Origin of the sequence: Winslowiella toletana, assembly GCF_032164335.1 — a bacterium.
Lineage (GTDB): Bacteria > Pseudomonadota > Gammaproteobacteria > Enterobacterales > Enterobacteriaceae > Erwinia > Erwinia toletana_A.
Genome location: NZ_CP134152.1, coordinates 239989 through 257948, shown reverse-complemented (window position 1 = coordinate 257948; position 17960 = coordinate 239989). Strand labels below are relative to the sequence as shown.

The 17960-nt window shown below is 52.0% G+C and carries 16 protein-coding genes; 5 read left to right on the top strand and 11 right to left on the bottom strand.

Annotation, left to right across the window (positions count from 1 at the left end):
- Positions 1-3 precede the first annotated feature (3 nt).
- Positions 4-1176 (top strand): Gfo/Idh/MocA family protein, encoded by a 1173-nt coding sequence (locus RIN69_RS01150; RefSeq protein WP_313855017.1) that lies wholly within the window; start codon positions 4-6, stop codon positions 1174-1176.
- Positions 1177-1208: 32 nt separating this feature from the next.
- Here the strand turns inward: RIN69_RS01150 and RIN69_RS01145 are convergent, their stop codons facing one another.
- Entirely contained in the window at positions 1209-1988 is a 780-nt protein-coding gene (locus tag RIN69_RS01145; RefSeq protein WP_313855015.1) for a TIM barrel protein, read from the bottom strand.
- Positions 1989-2186: 198 nt separating this feature from the next.
- On the opposite strand from RIN69_RS01145, the gene ahr reads away from it, so the two are divergent.
- A complete protein-coding gene (gene ahr, locus RIN69_RS01140; protein ID WP_313855013.1) occupies positions 2187-3203 on the top strand; it encodes an NADPH-dependent aldehyde reductase Ahr in 1017 nt (338 codons plus the stop codon).
- 52 nt (positions 3204-3255) lie between these two features.
- Here ahr and RIN69_RS01135 read toward each other — a convergent pair whose 3' ends face one another.
- Positions 3256-4770 carry an MDR family MFS transporter gene (locus RIN69_RS01135; protein ID WP_313855011.1) on the bottom strand — a complete coding sequence of 505 codons (1515 nt, stop codon included), beginning with the start codon at positions 4768-4770 and terminating at the stop codon, positions 3256-3258.
- Between the two features lie 85 nt (positions 4771-4855).
- On the opposite strand from RIN69_RS01135, the gene RIN69_RS01130 reads away from it, so the two are divergent.
- Entirely contained in the window at positions 4856-5551 is a 696-nt protein-coding gene (locus tag RIN69_RS01130) for a TetR/AcrR family transcriptional regulator (protein ID WP_313855008.1), read from the top strand.
- A 37-nt stretch (positions 5552-5588) separates the two neighbouring features.
- On the opposite strand, the gene RIN69_RS01125 is transcribed toward RIN69_RS01130, so the two are convergent.
- The 3 genes from RIN69_RS01125 to RIN69_RS01115 form a co-directional block, all read right to left on the bottom strand.
- Positions 5589-7583 carry a BCCT family transporter gene (locus RIN69_RS01125; protein WP_313855006.1) on the bottom strand — a complete coding sequence of 665 codons (1995 nt, stop codon included), beginning with the start codon at positions 7581-7583 and terminating at the stop codon, positions 5589-5591.
- Positions 7584-7851: 268 nt separating this feature from the next.
- The gene (locus tag RIN69_RS01120; RefSeq protein ID WP_313855004.1) at positions 7852-8592 is read right to left on the bottom strand and encodes a nitroreductase family protein; all 741 of its coding nucleotides are present in this window, start codon (positions 8590-8592) and stop codon (positions 7852-7854) included.
- A gap of 59 nt (positions 8593-8651) precedes the next feature.
- Complete coding sequence (locus RIN69_RS01115; RefSeq protein ID WP_313855003.1) at positions 8652-10145, bottom strand: MFS transporter; 1494 nt, start codon at positions 10143-10145, stop codon at positions 8652-8654.
- A gap of 253 nt (positions 10146-10398) precedes the next feature.
- Between RIN69_RS01115 and rluF the strand changes: the two genes are divergently transcribed.
- Positions 10399-11268, top strand: a complete 870-nt coding sequence (gene rluF / locus RIN69_RS01110) for a 23S rRNA pseudouridine(2604) synthase RluF (RefSeq protein WP_313855002.1) — start codon at positions 10399-10401, stop codon at positions 11266-11268.
- A gap of 181 nt (positions 11269-11449) precedes the next feature.
- Here the strand turns inward: rluF and maiA are convergent, their stop codons facing one another.
- Genes maiA through mhbT form a run of 4 tightly spaced genes read right to left on the bottom strand, consistent with a single transcriptional unit; the run spans position 11450 to position 15217 of the window.
- The gene (maiA, locus tag RIN69_RS01105; RefSeq protein ID WP_313855001.1) at positions 11450-12088 is read right to left on the bottom strand and encodes a maleylacetoacetate isomerase; all 639 of its coding nucleotides are present in this window, start codon (positions 12086-12088) and stop codon (positions 11450-11452) included.
- A gap of 8 nt (positions 12089-12096) precedes the next feature.
- Positions 12097-12798, bottom strand: a complete 702-nt coding sequence (locus RIN69_RS01100; protein ID WP_313854999.1) for a fumarylacetoacetate hydrolase family protein — start codon at positions 12796-12798, stop codon at positions 12097-12099.
- A 14-nt stretch (positions 12799-12812) separates the two neighbouring features.
- Positions 12813-13850, bottom strand: coding sequence for a gentisate 1,2-dioxygenase (gene gtdA, locus RIN69_RS01095; protein WP_313854997.1), 1038 nt, complete (start codon positions 13848-13850; stop codon positions 12813-12815).
- A gap of 11 nt (positions 13851-13861) precedes the next feature.
- Positions 13862-15217, bottom strand: a complete 1356-nt coding sequence (gene mhbT / locus RIN69_RS01090) for a 3-hydroxybenzoate transporter MhbT (protein ID WP_313854995.1) — start codon at positions 15215-15217, stop codon at positions 13862-13864.
- A gap of 117 nt (positions 15218-15334) precedes the next feature.
- Here mhbT and RIN69_RS01085 point away from each other — a divergent pair, with 117 nt between their 5' ends.
- Positions 15335-16270: a LysR family transcriptional regulator gene (locus RIN69_RS01085; protein ID WP_313854993.1), complete on the top strand. Its 936-nt coding sequence runs from the start codon at positions 15335-15337 to the stop codon at positions 16268-16270.
- Between the two features lie 50 nt (positions 16271-16320).
- Here RIN69_RS01085 and RIN69_RS01080 read toward each other — a convergent pair whose 3' ends face one another.
- Together RIN69_RS01080 and RIN69_RS01075 are read right to left on the bottom strand one after the other, a co-directional pair.
- Positions 16321-16857, bottom strand: coding sequence for a fimbrial protein (locus RIN69_RS01080; protein ID WP_313854991.1), 537 nt, complete (start codon positions 16855-16857; stop codon positions 16321-16323).
- A gap of 42 nt (positions 16858-16899) precedes the next feature.
- A complete protein-coding gene (locus tag RIN69_RS01075; protein ID WP_313854989.1) occupies positions 16900-17949 on the bottom strand; it encodes a fimbrial protein in 1050 nt (349 codons plus the stop codon).
- Between the last annotated feature and the right edge of the window lie 11 nt (positions 17950-17960).

Below are 17960 nucleotides of genomic sequence, written 5' to 3'. Positions count from 1 at the left end.
AGAATGATTAACGGTTTAAAACCTCTCGACCGCTCGCTACGCTGGGGCATGGTTGGCGGCGGCGGCACCAGCCAGATTGGCTATATCCATCGCTCCTCTGCACAGCGCGACGGCACTTTTGCCCTGATAGCCGGTGCGTTTGATATTGATGCCGAACGTGGCAAAGCGTTTGGCACTGCGCTGGGCGTTGACCCGCACCGTTGTTACGCCAGCTACCAGGCGATGTTTGCAGCTGAGGCCGCCCGCGCAGACGGTATTGAAGCGGTGTCGATCGCCACGCCAAACAACACCCATTTTGATATTTGCCGTGCCGCGCTGGAGGCCGGACTGCACGTAGTGTGTGAAAAGCCGCTGTGCTTTACCAGCGAACAGGCGCAGATCCTGGCGGATCTCTGTCGCAGCAACCATAAGATCGTTGGCGTCACTTACGGCTATGCCGGGCATCAGTTGATTCAGCAGGCGCGCGCGATGATCGCCGAAGGACTGCTCGGTGATATTCGGATTATCAATATGTCGTTCTCGCACGGCTTTCACAACCAGGCGGTAGAACGGGAGAATCCCAGCACGCAATGGCGTGTCGATCCCCGCTATGTCGGGCCGAGCTATGTACTGGGCGATCTGGCGACCCATCCGCTGTTTATTGCCGAAACCATGGTGCCCGAGTTATCGATTAAGCGCCTGATGTGCTGTCGCCAGAGCTTTGTGAAAACACGCGCGCCGCTGGAAGATAATGCGTATGTATTAATGGAGTATGACAACGGTGCCGTCGGCTCGATGTGGTGCTCGGCAGTTAACTGCGGTTCGATGCACGGCCAGAAAGTACGGGTAATTGGCTCAAAAGCCAGTATTGAATGGTGGGATGAACAGCCGAACCAGTTGCGCTACGAAGTTCAGGGGGAGCCGGTTCGCATTCTCGAACGCGGTATGGGGTATCTCACACCGCGGGCGCTGGAGGAGGATCGCATTGGCGGCGGGCACCCGGAAGGTCTGTTTGAAGCCTGGTCGAATCTCTACCGCCGTTTTGCCATTGCGATGGACGCCACCGATCGCGACGATCGGGCACTGCTGGAAGATTTCTGGTATCCCGATGTTTATGCCGGACTGATGGGCGTACGCTGGGTAGAGAACTGCGTACGCTCGGCAGATAATAACGCCAGCTGGGTGGAGTTTCGCTAATACTGCCGCCCCGCTGCGGCGGGGCGCATCGATTAGCCACTAAAGCAGTCGCGGAACTGTTCCAACGCTTCCACGTCGTCACCCAGCGCCCAGCCTTCCAGCGCCACCACGCCACGGTAATCGATCTCATTCAGCACGCGGGCAATGGCGCGATAGTTAATTTCACCGGTTCCCGGCTGATAACGGCCCGGCACATCCGCGACCTGAATCTCACCAACTGCTGGCGCACTGCGCTTCAGCAACGCGATCAGGTTGCCTTCACCAATCTGCGCATGATAAAGGTCGAGATTCATTTTCAGGGCCGGACTGTTCACCGCTTCAACCAGCGCCAGGGTATCACTGGCTTTGGCAAATGGCGTGCCGGGATGGTCAACCGCAGTATTAAGGTTTTCCAGCGTAAAAACTTTTCCGGCTTTCTCTCCCATTGCGGCCAGCTGGCTCAGGGTCTGACGCGCCTTTAACCACATCGCGCCACTCACCGCTTCGACCGGCTTAACCGGTAATCCTTTTTCATCAAGGCCGGTGCCGTGCAAATTGAGTCCGGGGCAATTGAGCCGCTGCGCCACCGCCAGCGATTGTTCAGCACTGTTCAGTAACGCGGCAATCTGCCGGTCGTCAGTCAGATTACCGGACAAATAGCCGGTCATGGAGGTGAAGCGCGCACCGGTCGCCACCAGCGCATCAATATCTTTATTGGCCCAGTTCCAGATCTCCACACCAAATCCCAGCCTGTCGATACGCTTCACCCGCTCGATAAACGGTAACTTCAAAAAGACCATTTCCGCACAGACCGATAACGTGTAACTCGCCATTTTTTATCCTCGCTACGCTTTCAGTTAATCCTCGTGGCATCGTAATAAAATGAACATGTCGATTTTTTATGTCAATAAAATAAATATTTCACCTAAAATTCTGCGCCGCCCTGGCGAAAACAGCCATTGCGGACACTCATTGCCCGGCCCAAGCCGCTACACTGTTATCTGAACCAAAAACTGAATCTGAGGTGAAGTGTGAAAATCAAAAGCTACGCAGCTATGGAAGCCGGTAAGGCTCTGGAATTGTACGAGTACGATGCGGGCGCGCTGAGTGCAGAGGAAGTTGAGGTTGAGGTCGAATACTGCGGCGTTTGCCACTCTGACCTGTCGATGATTGATAATGAATGGGGCATTTCCAGCTATCCGACCATTGCCGGCCATGAAGTGATTGGTCGCGTGTCCGCACTGGGTGAAGCCGCCAAAAATAAAGGCTTATCCATTGGACAACGTGTTGGTATCGGCTGGACGGCGAAAAGCTGTCAGCACTGTGATGCCTGTATTAATGGCGAGCAGGTTAACTGCCAGCAGGGCACCACCCCGACCATCCTTAATCACGGTGGTTTTGCTGAGAAGCTGCGTGCCGACTGGCAGTGGGTGATTCCATTACCGGAAAAACTGGATGCAGCCAGCGCAGGCCCACTGCTGTGCGGTGGCATTACGGTGTTTAAACCGCTGCTGATGAGCAATATCACGGCCACCAGCCGGGTTGGCGTAATCGGCATTGGCGGCCTTGGCCATATTGCAATTAAGCTGCTGCGTGCCCTTGGCGCAGAAGTGGTGGCATTCAGCTCCACTGCCAGCAAAAAGCAGTCGATTCTTGATATGGGTGCCGATGAAGTCGTCAACAGCCGCGATGCAGAAGAACTGAAGAAGCAGGCTGGCCGCTTTGATCTGATTCTCAGCACCGTGGCAGTGGATCTCGACTGGAAACCTTACTTTGATGCGCTGGCACCAAAAGGTAAATTCCATACCGTCGGTGCCGTGATGAAGCCGTTCCAGGTTCAGGCGTTTGATTTGATTATGGGCGATAAAGCGGTAACGGGTTCTTCAACCGGCTCACCAGGCCAGCTGCGTTCGCTGCTGAAACTGGCTTCACGTCGCGATATCGCGCCGCAGGTCGAGTTTTTCCCAATGTCGAAAATCAATGATGCACTGGATCATGTCCGTGCCGGTAAAGCCAATTACCGTGTCGTGCTGAAAGCGGATTTCTGATTTCACTCTGGCGAGCGGTGTTGCACCGCTCGCCAATCCTGCCATTCCGCTATCAGTGCGCGCGCAGCGGCTGATCTTTAATAAACAGCGACAGCAAAAAAGCCACCGCCATCACACAACCCGCAATCAGATAAACGTTATGGATCGCGCCGCCGAATGCCGCAAGATAATCAGCTTGTATGCCATCAGGCAACTGACGAATCGCTTCTGCCCCCATCGCCTGTGGTAAGGCGGTTCCCTCTGGTATCAGCGCCATTAAACGCGTTTGCAGTGAATGGGTAAACACCGCGCCAAATGCGGCTACACCAATCGAACCACCGATGGAACGAAACAGCGAAGTACTTGAGGTCGCCACGCCAATCTCTTTCGGCTCAACGCTGTTTTGCGCCGCCAGCACCAATACCTGCATCACCATGCCTAAACCACAACCTAATAGCGCGATATACAGATACAGCCTCGACATGGCGTCGGTATTTTTCAGCGTGCCCAACAGCAGCATCGCGACCAGTGCCAGTAAGGTGCCGGCAATCGGGAACAGCCGGTATTTACCGGTTTTACTAATAATCCTTCCGCTAATCACCGAGGTCATTAACAACCCGCCCATTAGCGGCAGCAGCTGTATGCCGGCTTCTGAAGGAGTCGAACCTTTGACTACCTGCAAATAAAGCGGCAAAAAAGTCACCGAGCCCAGCAGCGCCATACCAATAATTAAGCTTATCAGGCAGCCGAGTAAAAAGGTGCGCTGACGAAAAAGATGCAATGGGATAATCGGTTCCGCCGCCAACCGCTCTTCGTAAATAAAACCGCCGAGGCAGACCAGTCCGAAAGCCAGAATGCACCAGAGCTGGCCCGAATCCCAGGGCATTACCGACCCCCCCTCGGTGGTAAACAGAATGATGCAGGTCAGCGCACCGGCCAGATAGAGCGCCCCCAGGTAGTCAATCTCATGCTTAATTTTAGTCGCCTGCGGCTGAAATACCGCACCAATCACCAGCAGCGCAACCAGGCCGAGCGGTAAATTAATAAAGAAAATCCAGTGCCAGGAGAAATGTTGCACCAGAAAGCCGCCGATCAGCGGCCCGACCACCGTTGCCAGCCCAAACACGCCACCGAATAAGCCCTGATAACGACCACGGTCGGCGGGCGGCACCACATCGGCAATCGCCGCCATCGTTACCACCATTAATCCACCGCCGCCTAACCCCTGCAATGCGCGCATCAGAATCAGCTGAGTCATATTTTGCGCCAGCCCGCAGAGTACCGAGCCAAGCAGGAATATCATAATCGCGATTTGTAGCACCCGCTTACGGCCAAACAGATCGCCAAATTTGCCATACAGCGGCACCGCGATGGTCGATGAGAGTAAATAGGCCGTCACCACCCACGATAACTTTTCCAGCCCGCCGAGTTCGCCAACAATGGTCGGCAGCGCGGTGGATACAATCGTCTGGTCCAGTGCTGCCAACAGCATGACCAGCAGCAATGCCGAAAACAGCAGCCGTATCGACGGAGCCGGAGGGATGGCCGGTTTATCGCTTGCTGTCGAAGAAGAGTGATGCGCTGTCATCGCGTTAGTAACCTGCTTGATATTAATTAACAAGGTAATTAATATATGGGTAAAATTTATCTCTGGTCAATGGATCGCATAACCCATGGCGAGTAAAAAAAGCGTAAAACCGGCGAAGACTAAGATTGAAACACTTGATAATTCAGGTATTTCTCCGCGAAAACCGGGTCGACCTGCCGGAGGAGCAAAAGGTGCGGATCGCCGTGCATTGCTGCTGGAAACCGCGCTGACGCTGTTTGCCCGTCAGGGAATTGCCGATACACCATTAACCCTGATCGCCCGTGAAGCGGGCGTCACGCCAGCGATGCTGCATTACTACTTCAATACCCGTGAGCAGCTGCTCGATGTGCTGATTGAAGAACGTTTTTTGCCTATCCGCTCCTCTTTTCGCAATCTGTTTCAGGATCCTGATGCCGATCCGGTCGCGACGTTAACGCAGCTTGCCGAGCAGTTTATTGATATCTCGGTTAAGCATGAATGGTTCGCTCCACTGTGGGTGCGGGAGATTATCAGCGACAGCGGAATGTTGAAAAAGCGGATGGAAGAGCATTACGGCGACAGCCAGAGAAAGGCCTCTTTGCAGTCTCTGACTCGCTGGCAGCAAGAGGGAAAACTGAATGCCGATATTAATCCGGAACTGATTTTTATCTCACTGTTCGGGCTCACTTTTTTGCCGATGGCCTCTGCCCGGGTATTAAGTCAGCCATCGGGAAGCCAGCCCGATGCCAGCCAGCTGGCGAAACACGTGGTTGCTCTGTTAATCAACGGCCTGCGGCCGTAATGAAAATCGCCCGCTAACGCGGGCGATATCACGGTAATTAACGCACCAGGTGCAGAAAGTGCAGATGCTTCTCATACTGGTCGAGAATATCGTGAATAATCTGTTCCTGCGTCCAGCTCATAACATCGTAATCCTGGCCACCTTCCTTCAGATAGACTTCGGCACGATAATATTTATATTCCTCATCGCGCTCCTCATCTTTCAGGCCAGCCAGTGCGAACGCCGGTTGCAAATAGGCGCGCAGGCGCACTTCATACACAAAGTTAAGGTCCTCGCCCATATTCACCTCGAAACGAATACGGTCGTCCTCGCTGTCATTGGTTGAAGAGACAGTACCCTGTTTTGCCAGCTCTGCCTTCACCATTTCCATCGCCGGCTGAATCACCTCGGTCATAAAACGTCTGACGTTAGAGCGTTTCGGGTACCAGGCGATTTTGCGCAGTCGCTGCTGCCAGGAGATCGGATTACGTGACGCCGTCGGCGCGATAGTGGTCATCTGCTGGCTGTCGCGTTTATAAGCGTCAACACGTAGCGCTTTAAACAGGCCATAAATTGAGACCAGTAGAATTATTGAGAATGGCAAGGCACTGGCAATAGTGACGGTTTGCAGCGCGCTCATTCCCCCCGCCAGCAGCAGAGTGATAGCCACCACGCCCATCAGTCCGGCCCAGAAGATACGCTGCCAGATCGGCGTATTCTCAGTACCATCAGCCGCCAGCGTATCCACTACCATTGCACCGGAGTCAGCCGAGGTGACGAAGAACACCACCACCATCGCCATGGCGATAAACGACAGGATATTGCCGAACGGGAAGTGTTCAAGGAAGTTAAACAGCGCCAGCGCCTGGTCATTCTGCACCACATTAGCCAGTTCGCGAGCGCCTTTTTCCATGATCAACCAGATGGCACTGTTACCAAAAAACGTCATCCACAGCAGGGTAAAACCGGCCGGTACAAACAGTACACCGGTAACAAACTCGCGGATGGTACGCCCACGAGAAACCCTGGCGATAAACATACCGACAAACGGTGACCAGGAAAGCCACCATCCCCAGTAGAGTAGCGTCCATCCTCCTAACCAGGTATTAGACTTTGGCTCATAGGCATACAGGTTAAAGGTCTTACTGATGATTTCAGAAAGATAACCACCGGTATTTTCCACAAAGGATTTCAGTAACAGTACCGTCGGGCCAAGCGTACCGACCAGCACCAGCAGTAATACCGCCAGCCCCAGATTAAGTTCGGAAAGAATACGGATGCCTTTATCCAGCCCGGATACCACCGAAAGGGTCGCCATCGCGGTAATAACGACAATCAGAATCACCTGCACAGTCTGATTAATCGGCAAGCCAAACAGATGGTTCAGCCCGGCATTAACCTGTAAAACGCCATAGCCCAGTGAGGTTGCCACGCCCAGCACGGTGCCAATCACCGCGAAGATATCCACCGCATGGCCAATCGGACCATTAATACGATCGCCGATAATCGGGTACAGCGCCGAGCGTAATCTCAGTGGCAGGCCGTGTCGGTAGCTGAAAAATGCCAGGATTAACGCCACTATGGCGTAAATACCCCACGCATGCAGCCCCCAGTGAAAGAAGGTAATACGCATGGCTTCTTTCGCGGCTTCAACGGTTTCAGGTGTTCCAACCGGCGGAGCCAGGTAGTGCATCACCGGCTCGGCGACGCCAAAGAACATCAGCCCGATACCCATCCCGGCGGAAAACAGCATCGCAAACCACGAGACATAGCTGAAATCAGGTTGGGCATGGTCCGGACCGAGTTTAATGTTGCCGTAACGCGATAAACCAAGATAGGCCACACTCAATAAGATCAAGGCGACCGCGAGAATGTAAAACCAACTGGCATTGGCAAACAGGCTCCCTTGTAATGCCTTAAGCTGTTGGTCTGCCACTTCAGGAAAAAGGGCGGCGAATCCCACCAGAATAAAGATCAGAATTGCTGATGTGTAAAAAACGGGGGGATGAATATGACTTCGTTTAACCGGCTTATCTGGTGCAATGTGACTCATAAATTACCTGTTATAATTAAAAACAATTCTAAATGTAACAAGTCACTATGGTTCATCAATTCCTGATATGCAACTGAACCTGATGAAAAAACATCTGCAAAATCTGGAGAATTACCGCTTTGGCGTGTTTTCCTGCTTTTCCAGCGGTTAACTCAGATTCTTCCATTGGGGGATACGCTTAACGGAGGGTGGCCCGGCAGTGAACATAACAAACGGAACAGCGCAGCAAACCAGCAATAAAAAACGGAGATTTCTCTCCGTTTTTTTGTTATTTATCAGTACCAAAGCCCTGTTGCCTGATGGCCGGGGCAACCTGAGGAAAATAGATCTTCTCATAGTAACTGCTGACGCTTTCGCTCCAGGATTCACCTTCCGTACGGCCAATCTTTTTCCAGTGCTGCGTCAGTTGCTGATTATAACTATCAATCTTCTCCACGAGGCCTTGAGTGCTGTACTTCTCGTGATGTACAAATGTTTCCAGCGGCAGACGCGGCTTAATATGAGCAGGCTGATCGACATAACCAATTGAAATCCCGGCGACCGGGAAAGTCATCTCCGGCAGGTCTAAAATTTCGATCATCTGCTGCGGATTAATTCTGATGCCGCCAATTGGCACGCCACCTAATCCTTCCGAACGTGCAGCTGCCAAAGCGGAAGCCAGGGCGATGCCAACATCGGTCGCGCCAGAAATCAGGCTCTCAATACTCTGATGTGCAATCTGTTGTTTACCGATTGCCGCCATTCCCTGTGCGCTTTTATACATATCCAGCACAAAAATCAGAAATGCCGGTGCGCGCGCGATCCACGGCTGGCCGCCCGCTAATGCCGCAATTTTTTGCTTATGCTCTTTATCCTGAACGAGGATTACCGATACCTGCTGCGAGTTAACCGAAGTCGGCGCGTGATACGCCGACAGGATAACTTTATTTAAGATCTCGTCCGCAATCGGCGTTTCTAAAAAACTTCTGTCACTACGGTGTTCTGTCAGTACTTCAACAACGCTTTTCATAACTGTCTCCTGAGCTTAAGGCGACATTCTAGGGCGATTGAGCGAAATGCTATTTGCCACTATGTGCCCGGGACTCTTTTCGGCCTGCGCAGCGCGCGTTTTAATCCCATCAGGCTGATAATCAGCAAACCAGCCGCCGCAATCAGTACCGCCAGAAAAGCCTGATCAAATGCGCTACGGGCCAGCTGCACCAACATTTCAGCTTTATCATTGCTCAGCGTAGCGGCAATGCGTAACGCCTCGTCAATGCTGTCATAAGCGCCATTGCCATTAACCACTCCCGGCGGCAGAGCTAACCCGTGGCTGTAAACCGCAGTCATTAATCCCCCCAGCAGCGTTACGCCAAGTACGCCGCCCAGTTCCCATGCCACATCTTCAATCGCCGCCACCATACCGGCTTTTTCTTCCGGCGTGTTCAGCATAATCGCCGTTGAAGCCGCGGTGAAAGTGCCGCCGAGACCAAAGCCGATAATAAACAGGCTGATCAACTGCAAAAGCATATCGCTGTGAGCCAGCAGCACCTGAGCGATAATCCCTAAGGCCGTCAGGGTAAAGCCACCGAGGATAATGCGGCGCTCGCCGAGGCGCGGCATCAGCTTACCCGCCAGCGGCGCGCCAAGTGCCGCTGCAACCGGCACCGGCAACATAAACAGCGCCGCCATCAGCGGAGACAATCCCAGTACCAGCTGTAAACGCTGAGTCAGTACCAGCTCAATACCGGTCAGCGCAATCATCGAGATAACCGCAATGGCGACGCCGCTGGCAAAATAGCGATTACGAAACAGTGAGAAATCAATCATCGGCTGCGCTGAATGTTTTTGCCGACGGACAAACAAAGCGAGAGAAAATACGCCCACCAGCGCCGCGATTAACAGAGTAATCAGCGATACATCGATTTTACTCAGCTCTTTCAGCGCATAAATCACGCCCACCAGACCTACCATCACCAGCAGCGAGCCGATGACATCACAAGGTCGACGTTGATTGCTGCTTCCGGCGGGAATCAACGCCCAGGCAAAGGGAATCACCATCAGTACAATCGGTACGTTGATTAAAAATACCGATCCCCACCAGAAATACTCCAGCATCACGCCACCCAACACCGGGCCAAGTGCCGCACCACCAGAGGCTACCGCCGCCCAGATTCCAATCGCCATCGCGCGTTCACCTTCATCAATAAATACCTGACGAACAATCGCTAACGTGGCGGGCATCATTGCCGCCGCCCCCACCGCGAGGAACACCCGCGATGCAATCAGCATCTGCGCTGAGGGTGAAAACGCCGCACACCACGATGCCAGCGCAAACAGCGGTAATCCGGTCATAAACAGTCGCTTATGCCCGATACGATCGCTCAGCATACCGGCACCGGGCAACAGCCCAGCGACGACCAGCGGATAGGCGTTGATAATCCATAACTTCTCAGACGCGGAAGCATCCAGCGTCTGCATAATACGTGGCAATGCGGTGTACAGGACCGTCATATCAACAACGATCAAAAAAAGTGTGCTGGTGAGAATTGCCAGTATCAGCCAGCGTTTATTGGCGTGCATAAAAGTGCCTCTGAATCTCAGCTTAAGCTGCCGATCAAAATAGGTGTTGTTAAAATTGAGCAACCGCTCAAGGCCGCACGATAATTGAGCGAGCGCTCAAAATCAAGCTCAGGCAGATGACGATTTAGAGATTGTTGAGAAAGTGAGTGAAGGTGTGAGGTTTAGTGGATGATAAACCGTAACGTCGATTCCCCCCGCCAGGCTTCGCAACATGGCGGAGGTAGGGTATAGTCCGCTTTTTTACGGAGGAACCATGCTGACCAACTCATCCATTCGTCTTAACAAATACATTAGCGAGAGCGGGATCTGTTCTCGTCGCGATGCCGATCGCTATATCGAACAGGGCAATGTTTTTATTAACGGCAAACGAGCTACGGTTGGCGCTCAGGTATTTGCTGGGGATGTGGTGAAAGTAAACGGTCAGCTTATCGAGCCACGTGATGAAGAAGACCTGGTACTTATTGCGCTGAATAAGCCGGTTGGCATCATTACTACCATGGAAGAAGGTGAGCGCGACAACATCAGCGATTTCGTTAACCACAGCAAGCGCGTATTTCCAATTGGCCGGCTGGATAAAGACTCCCAGGGCCTGATTTTTCTGACTAACCACGGCGATCTGGTCAATAAGATCTTACGTGCCGGGAACAATCACGAAAAAGAGTATGTGGTCACGGTAAATAAACTGGTGACGGATGAATTTATCCACGGCATGAGCGCAGGCGTACCGATGCTCGGCACGGTGACGAAAAAATGCAAAGTGAAGAAAGAAGCGCCGTTTGTCTTTCGTATCACTCTGGTGCAAGGACTGAACCGCCAGATTCGCCGCATGTGTAAACACTTTGGCTATGAAGTCACCAAACTTGAGCGCACCCGCATTATGAACGTCAACCTGAAAGGGTTGCCGCTCGGTGAATGGCGTGATTTAACCGACGATGAGCTGATTGAGTTATTTAAGCTGATTGAAAACTCTTCGTCTGAAGATAAACCGACGAAGAAAGCACAAGCCAAGCCAGCCGCTAAAAAACCGACGGTTAACCGGCCAAAAATCGCCGAAAAGCCTGAAGGCAACGCGGCTTCCCGTAAGCGCTTTGCACAGCCCGGACGTAAGAAAAAGGGCCGCTAAAATCGTCCATCCTGCTCGTTGGCTGAAGCCAGTTGCAGACGCTCTATTGCAAACGTCTCTCCCTGGTGTGGTGTGGCGTTGACTGGTCCGCAACCAGCTTCAGCCAACGAGCAGGCATTTAACAAGCTATAACATTGATGTCGATACCCACGTCGACTCACTTTGCCCTGCTTAGGGTTACTCAGATTTTGTCAGGTTGATTCTCCGGTGCCGCCGCGATAAAAGCAGGTAACCGAATGCAGGTTTCATACACCGTGCGGCAACGCGGATAATCTCTGAGATCGCAACCCATTCGCAGCGCGTTCGCCCATTGTGGAATCAGACAACAATCAGCCAGTGTCGGCACATCCCCGACGCAGAATTGCCCTGATGAGTTATGTTGCAACAATTGCTCTACGGCGCTTAGCCCTTGCCGAATCCAGTGATCGTACCAGCGTTGTTTCGCTTCTTCAGTAATGTGTAATTCTTCACTCAGGTAATCTAATACCCGCCGGTTATTGATCGGATGAATGTCGCAACTGATGGCACCGGCAATTTCCATTACCCGCATACGGTGCGGATCTTCCGCCGGTAACAGCGGCGTTAACGGATAATGCCTGTCCAGCCAGTCAATAATCGCCAGCGACTGCCCGAGCGACTCGCCTTTATCCGTTATCCACGCCGGAACCAGTCCCATCGGATTCAGGCGGCTGAACTCTGCTGTTTTCTGTTCGCCCACGCGAATGTTGACCCCGATGGACTGATAATCGATCCCCTTCAGTGCCAACGCAATACGTACGCGGTACGAAGCAGAGCTATTAAAAAAACCGTACAACTTCATTTATTACCTCAAACAATTTCCACAGCAATCGGGGTCAAGCCTTCAATTTGGCCGATGATTACATCCCCCTTCACCACTGCGCCAACGCCTTCCGGGGTGCCGGTAAAAATCAGATCGCCAGGTTGTAGTTCGAAAAAACCGGACAGATAGCTGATGGTCTCATTGACTGACCAGATTAAGTGGCGAATATCGCTACGCTGACGATCTTCGCCGTTAACTTGCAGCCAGACAGGCGCAGCGTTTACGCTGGCAACCCCGGCAGCTTTGTGTATCGGCGCAATTGGGGCAGAGAGATCAAACGCTTTACCGATCTCCCACGGGCGCCCCATTTGCCGCATCTCCATTTGGCGGTCGCGCCGGGTCATGTCCAGACCGGTGGCATAACCCCAGATATATTCGGCGGCGCTTTCCAGTGGAATATCGCGGCCTTTTTTACCAATCGCTACCACCAGTTCAATTTCATAGTGATAATTGTCGGTCTGTGTCGGATAGGGCAATTTCAGCGTTTCACCGGCAGCCACGGCTACCGTCGCATCCGCCGGTTTGCAGAAGAAGAATGGCGGTTCACGATCGGGGTCAAAGCCCATTTCACGGGCATGAGCGGCGTAATTACGTCCGACACAATAAACCCGATGTACCGGAAACTGTTCACTGCTGCCGGCAACCGGCACGGTGACAACCGCAGGTGGTTCAAAGACATATCTGGTCATTTATATTTCCCTGATTAATAACGAGCTTCACGAAATAAGCCCAACGCATCCTGTACTGGTCGATCTGAAAAACTGAACAACACCGTTTCATCGCGGCTCTGAAAAGACACCTCATGCCATGTTGGCACCACGAAAATATCTTTCGCCTGGAAGTTAAAGCTCTGTTCGCCGATAGTGACCTGGCCAGCGCCCTCCACCACATGATAGATAGTGCTGTCGGTGGAGCGTGCAATACGGGAATCAAACCCCTTTGGCAGCAGTTGCAGGAAGGCAGCGATAGACGGCATCGGATATCCTCCGGTTACCGGATTGATATAACGCATCTTGTAGCCATCCCACTCATCAGCCTCAGTCAGAGACATCAGATCGTGCAAAACCTCACGACTGCGGTCATAGCGATAGTTGAAGATTGGCGATGAATTTCCCACCTGGTGGCGTAGCGGCAGCATATTGGCAGCGTAACGCGGCAAATAATCGCCCTCTTTGCGCATCACCGGCTGCTGCTCTTGCGGATGATCTTCCGCAAAACCGCAGCCGAGATAATTGACCAGCGGTAAATCCAGACCATCCAGCCAGATAACCGGTTCATCCCCTGGATTACCGTGGTCGTGCCAGCGCCACTGCGGTGTCAGAATAAAATCTCCTGGCTGCATCGGTGTGCGCTCGCCATCTACCGCAGTGAATGCTCCCTTACCCTCAACAATAAAGCGCAATGCCGACTGGTTATGGCGATGACTTGGCGCAATCTCTCCCGGCAGAATCAGCTGCAACCCGGCATACAACGAGGCGGTAATCGAAGACTGACCGCGCAGCATCGGGTTTTCCAGTACTAATACCCGCCGCACCGCCTCCTTTGCGCCAATCAGCTTTCCGCTCTCCAGCAGCAACGGCCGCACCTCCTGATAGTTCCAGTACGCTGGCGCGCAGTTAGCATTCGGCGTCGGTGGCACCAGACGATGCAGTGACTCCCACAGCGGGGTGAGATTGTGCCCGGAAATATGCTGATAAAACTGCTGACGACCGTTTTCACTACGCTGATTGCTGTTTGACATGAGGAATATCCTTATTCATTCACCACGCCCATCCGGGCAGTTTCAGGTACAGATACCTTCCGGCGGGCAACCCGCGCCAGAACAGTAAGCATCACCATGCAGATGGCGGCGGGAACCGCGATAATGATAAACAGAGTGGCGAAAGAGAAATTCATTGCCATCATCATGCCGCCGCTGAGTGAACCGAAGATCGCCCCGCAACGCCCCACGGCGCTTGACCAGCTGACTCCCGTCGCACGGCTATGGGTCGGATAGAGTGTGGCAGTCAGCGCATTCAGGCCGACCTGCGATCCACTAATACCGATGCCGGTGCCAAAAATCGCCAGCGCCATAAACCACAAGTAGCTTTCGCTCTGGCCAATCATCACGATGCACAGCGCTCCCAGCGCATAGCTCATCGCCAGCACCTTGTAGGGGTTCACTTTGTCCATCAGCGCCCCCAGCAATAACGCGCCTAAGGTGCCACCGATCTGGAAAGCTGCGGTGATCCAGGAAGCGTGCTGTAAATTGATGCCACGTTGATTAAGCAGGGTTGGCAGCCAGCTGGAGAGCAGATAAATGATCAGCAGGCTCATAAAGAAGATTACCCATAATATAAGCGTGATCGCTAACTGACCGCCGCTGAACAGCTGCTGAATACTGCCTTTCTCACTCGCTGCCGGCTCATTCAGCCAGAATTGGGTATTTTCATAGCGCTCGCCGGTTATAGCACTCAGAGTGCGGGCAACAACGGCAGCTGGCAGCTGGCGACGCACCTGCCAGTGAGGTGATTCCGGCAATAGCACCAGCAGCGCAATAACCAGCATTAATGGCAGTACGCCGCCCAATATCAGGATGCCCTGCCAACCGATATGGGGAATCCACTGCGCGCTGATCACTCCGCCTAAGGCCGAGCCCAGCGTAAAGCCACAAAACATCAGGGTGACCAGCGTACCGCGCCGCCGCGCCGGTAAATATTCTGACGTCATGGTGATCGTGTTAGGCATCGCGCCTCCCAGCCCGAGGCCGGTTAAAAAGCGCAGTATCACCAGCGTTTCCAGATTGGGCGAAAAAGCCGAAAGCAGACTGAACGCACCAAACACCACCACACACCACTCAATGACACGTTTGCGTCCAAAGCGGTCGGACAGCGGGCCACACAGCAACGCCCCCATTGCCAGCCCCAGCAGCCCAACGCCAAATAAAGGTGCCAACTCGCCAGCAGTCAGCTGCCAGTGAGCACGAATATCTGGCGCGATAAAGCCAATTGCCGCAGTGTCAAAACCGTCCATCATCACAACCAGGAAACAACAGATGACAACGCGCCACTGCGTTGCGCTAACGGGAGCGGCGTTGATCAGTTCCTGTATTTCACGTCGTTGCGTCATAAGGAATGCCTCGGTCAGAGAGGAAAGGTTGTTTTTTATCTGCCGAGATACTGTTTCGGATAGAAAGAGAAGTACAATGGCTTTTGTGACAATGACATAACATGGAGGTTATATCAGATGGCTAACTGGACGCAGAAACTGAAGCTGCATCATCTCAAAATGCTGGTTGCGCTGGGTGAACAGGGAAACCTGACACAAGTGGCGAAAATGATAAGTATCACCCAGCCCGCGCTGTCAAAATGGCTGACGCAGCTGGAGGACGATATCGGGATTCGACTGTTTGAGCGTCACAGCAAAGGGCTGCGCACTACTCAGGGAGGCAAGTTGCTGTTGCAACATGCGCAGCGGCTGATCAAAGAAATGGAGCGTTCACAGTTTGAAATGGAGCGGTTCAAACAGGGCGGCGATGCCGGTTGCCTGAAAATTGGTTGTTCACCGGTCGCCACCGATTGCGTGGCACAAGCGATTCTTTCTCTGTTACGGGAGATGCCAGGGCTGCACCTCAATATCGAGGAAAAGGTGATGACGCCTCTGCTTGATGAGCTGCTCTCAAGCGGGGTGGATGTGGTGGTGGGGCGTGTCGGAGGACGCGCGTTACAGCTGCCGCTCAATTATAAGGTGCTGTATACCGAACCCGTCTGTTTCGTCGCCCGTCCGGCTCATCCATTAGCCAGCCGACAATGCCTTAACTGGAACGATCTCGCCCCCTGGCGCTGGATTGTCTGGCCTGGCGGCACGCCGATTCGGTTAAGTATCGATCGCAGCCTGGCGGATAACGGGGTGATGTTTCCGGAAAAAATTCTCGAATCGGCCTCAATGAACGTGACCAGTCATCTGCTGCAAAGTAGCGATATGATCTCGATTCTCTCTTTACGCCTGGCCGAACGCTATGCCAGCCAGGATAAGCTCGCGATTCTCAATCTGCCACGCATTGAGCAGAAAGGCAGTGTTGGCGTCTTCTGGCGCAATAATGAAGCGCCTTCACCCGCGCTGAACTGCTTTCTGGCACACCTTAACCGCAGTGTCGCTGTAGGGGCCTGCCGCCAGAATTAGATACAACAGTCAGTGAGATAAAATGCGTGATGAAAATAACTACAGAGCATTTAATTATACGTCAGGTTTATCAGCACTGTGGTACTGATATTTCCTGAGGTGGCCTTTCCCTGAGTACTATAAACTCGCGCCCGCAACGGAAAATTAACTGATTTATCACTGGCTACTTTTATATTCATGGTAGTCTTGTCGCCCAGATTACTGCCCGTTTCAGCGTTTTGTAACTGTACAGCAACATTTTTTGCGTACTCATCTCCAGTGGCATTCGCATAAATTGTGCTGTCAGAACTGTCGGCATTACCTGAAAAAGTCGCTGTCACACTTGAGGTTCCCGTCGGACATTTGCTGAGGGTGAAGTTAAAAGGTATCCAGTCTGTATAAGAATTGGCATTAATTAATTTTACTGACGGAATTTTCTGCCCCAGATTGATATTGTACGTACCGCTATTATCGATGTTGCAGGATGAAGCAGCAACCCTCCCAGTAATATTAATCGTCACATTGTCGGCAGCAAATGTCTTGACGCTTAATAATAGAATCAGCGGAACTAAGATTAGTTTACTCATTAATTTTAATAAAAAAGTCATAAAAGATCCTTCACATGAGCACCATCACCACACGCTGATTTATTATTGATAAGTCAACGTCATGGTTGCTGTTGCATTGGCGCTACCTGGCTTAACCGTTTTTTGGGTCTGAAAATACCTTGCAGTAAAAGCTCCCGGTGGAAATTCCTGCCCACCTTCTGATGTTTTTAGCACTACATTAGTATTATTTTTCAATGGCGTAGAGCCATACAATAATTGTATGCCAACACCAGTAGCGACATCAGGGTTTCCTTTACCTGTTAATGCGATAACACTATTGTCAGCCGTATCTTCGTCCTGCGTAAAATTCATTGTGGCGTTGATTCTGGCTCCGGCATCGCAACTCAGCCCCACCGTAAACAGGCTGTCGCCTTTAGTCGATCCAACAGCATTAAAAGTATCAGCAAAAACAGTGTCCAGAGGGACAGTAACGTTAGAGCTACTGACAGAACAGGCCAACACTTTTACAGTTGCTGTGAGGTTCACTGGAATAGTCAGCAATATTGGCCCGTTTACCGTCCCTTGTCTCAGGACAACATTGGCAACTCTGCCAGAAATATTTCCGGATAGCATGGGTTGCTCGGTCTTAATAAATTGGAATAAGTTCTGTATATAAATCGGATAGGGACCTCCAGAACCACTATTCCATAATCCCGTCAGATTGATTGTGTTATTACCAGATCTGATGTAATAGCCTGTTCTGCCGGGATCACTTAGCCCCCCACTGACTCCCATAATTAAGCCTACGCCGTTGACACCTGTCGAGAAGACGGCCTTATTTCCAAAGATTGGTGTTTTTGTACTGTTCGGAATTGCTGACTCTAAATTTATGTAAAAACTGTCGTTATTTTTTATTGAGCAAGAAGCAACTTCCTGCATGTTACCGCTTAAAACATTAGAAAATGATTCACCGACAGATTTATCACGCTGGACAGATATTGTCCCCCCCGAGACAGAAATGCTGTTAACATTCTTTGTACAGGTAACTGACGCTAAAGCGTTATTTCCGGTAATTAATAATAGAAAACAGGCTAACCCTGTAATGGATTTAAACGGGTTATTAATCAAAAAATATATTTTATACACCAGCATATCATTATTCC

Excerpts from the sequence above, each read along its gene's own strand:
- RIN69_RS01150 (WP_313855017.1), top strand. The coding sequence starts at position 4 with ATGATTAACGGTTTAAAACCTCTCGACCGCTCGCTACGCTGGGGCATG.
- RIN69_RS01145 (WP_313855015.1), bottom strand. The coding sequence starts at position 1,988 with ATGGCGAGTTACACGTTATCGGTCTGTGCGGAAATGGTCTTTTTGAAG.
- RIN69_RS01135 (WP_313855011.1), bottom strand. The coding sequence starts at position 4,770 with ATGACAGCGCATCACTCTTCTTCGACAGCAAGCGATAAACCGGCCATC.
- RIN69_RS01130 (WP_313855008.1), top strand. The coding sequence starts at position 4,856 with ATGGCGAGTAAAAAAAGCGTAAAACCGGCGAAGACTAAGATTGAAACA.
- RIN69_RS01125 (WP_313855006.1), bottom strand. The coding sequence starts at position 7,583 with ATGAGTCACATTGCACCAGATAAGCCGGTTAAACGAAGTCATATTCAT.
- RIN69_RS01120 (WP_313855004.1), bottom strand. The coding sequence starts at position 8,592 with ATGAAAAGCGTTGTTGAAGTACTGACAGAACACCGTAGTGACAGAAGT.
- RIN69_RS01115 (WP_313855003.1), bottom strand. The coding sequence starts at position 10,145 with ATGCACGCCAATAAACGCTGGCTGATACTGGCAATTCTCACCAGCACA.
- rluF (WP_313855002.1), top strand. The coding sequence starts at position 10,399 with ATGCTGACCAACTCATCCATTCGTCTTAACAAATACATTAGCGAGAGC.
- maiA (WP_313855001.1), bottom strand. The coding sequence starts at position 12,088 with ATGAAGTTGTACGGTTTTTTTAATAGCTCTGCTTCGTACCGCGTACGT.
- RIN69_RS01100 (WP_313854999.1), bottom strand. The coding sequence starts at position 12,798 with ATGACCAGATATGTCTTTGAACCACCTGCGGTTGTCACCGTGCCGGTT.
- gtdA (WP_313854997.1), bottom strand. The coding sequence starts at position 13,850 with ATGTCAAACAGCAATCAGCGTAGTGAAAACGGTCGTCAGCAGTTTTAT.
- mhbT (WP_313854995.1), bottom strand. The coding sequence starts at position 15,217 with ATGACGCAACGACGTGAAATACAGGAACTGATCAACGCCGCTCCCGTT.
- RIN69_RS01085 (WP_313854993.1), top strand. The coding sequence starts at position 15,335 with ATGGCTAACTGGACGCAGAAACTGAAGCTGCATCATCTCAAAATGCTG.
- RIN69_RS01080 (WP_313854991.1), bottom strand. The coding sequence starts at position 16,857 with ATGACTTTTTTATTAAAATTAATGAGTAAACTAATCTTAGTTCCGCTG.
- RIN69_RS01075 (WP_313854989.1), bottom strand. The coding sequence starts at position 17,949 with ATGCTGGTGTATAAAATATATTTTTTGATTAATAACCCGTTTAAATCC.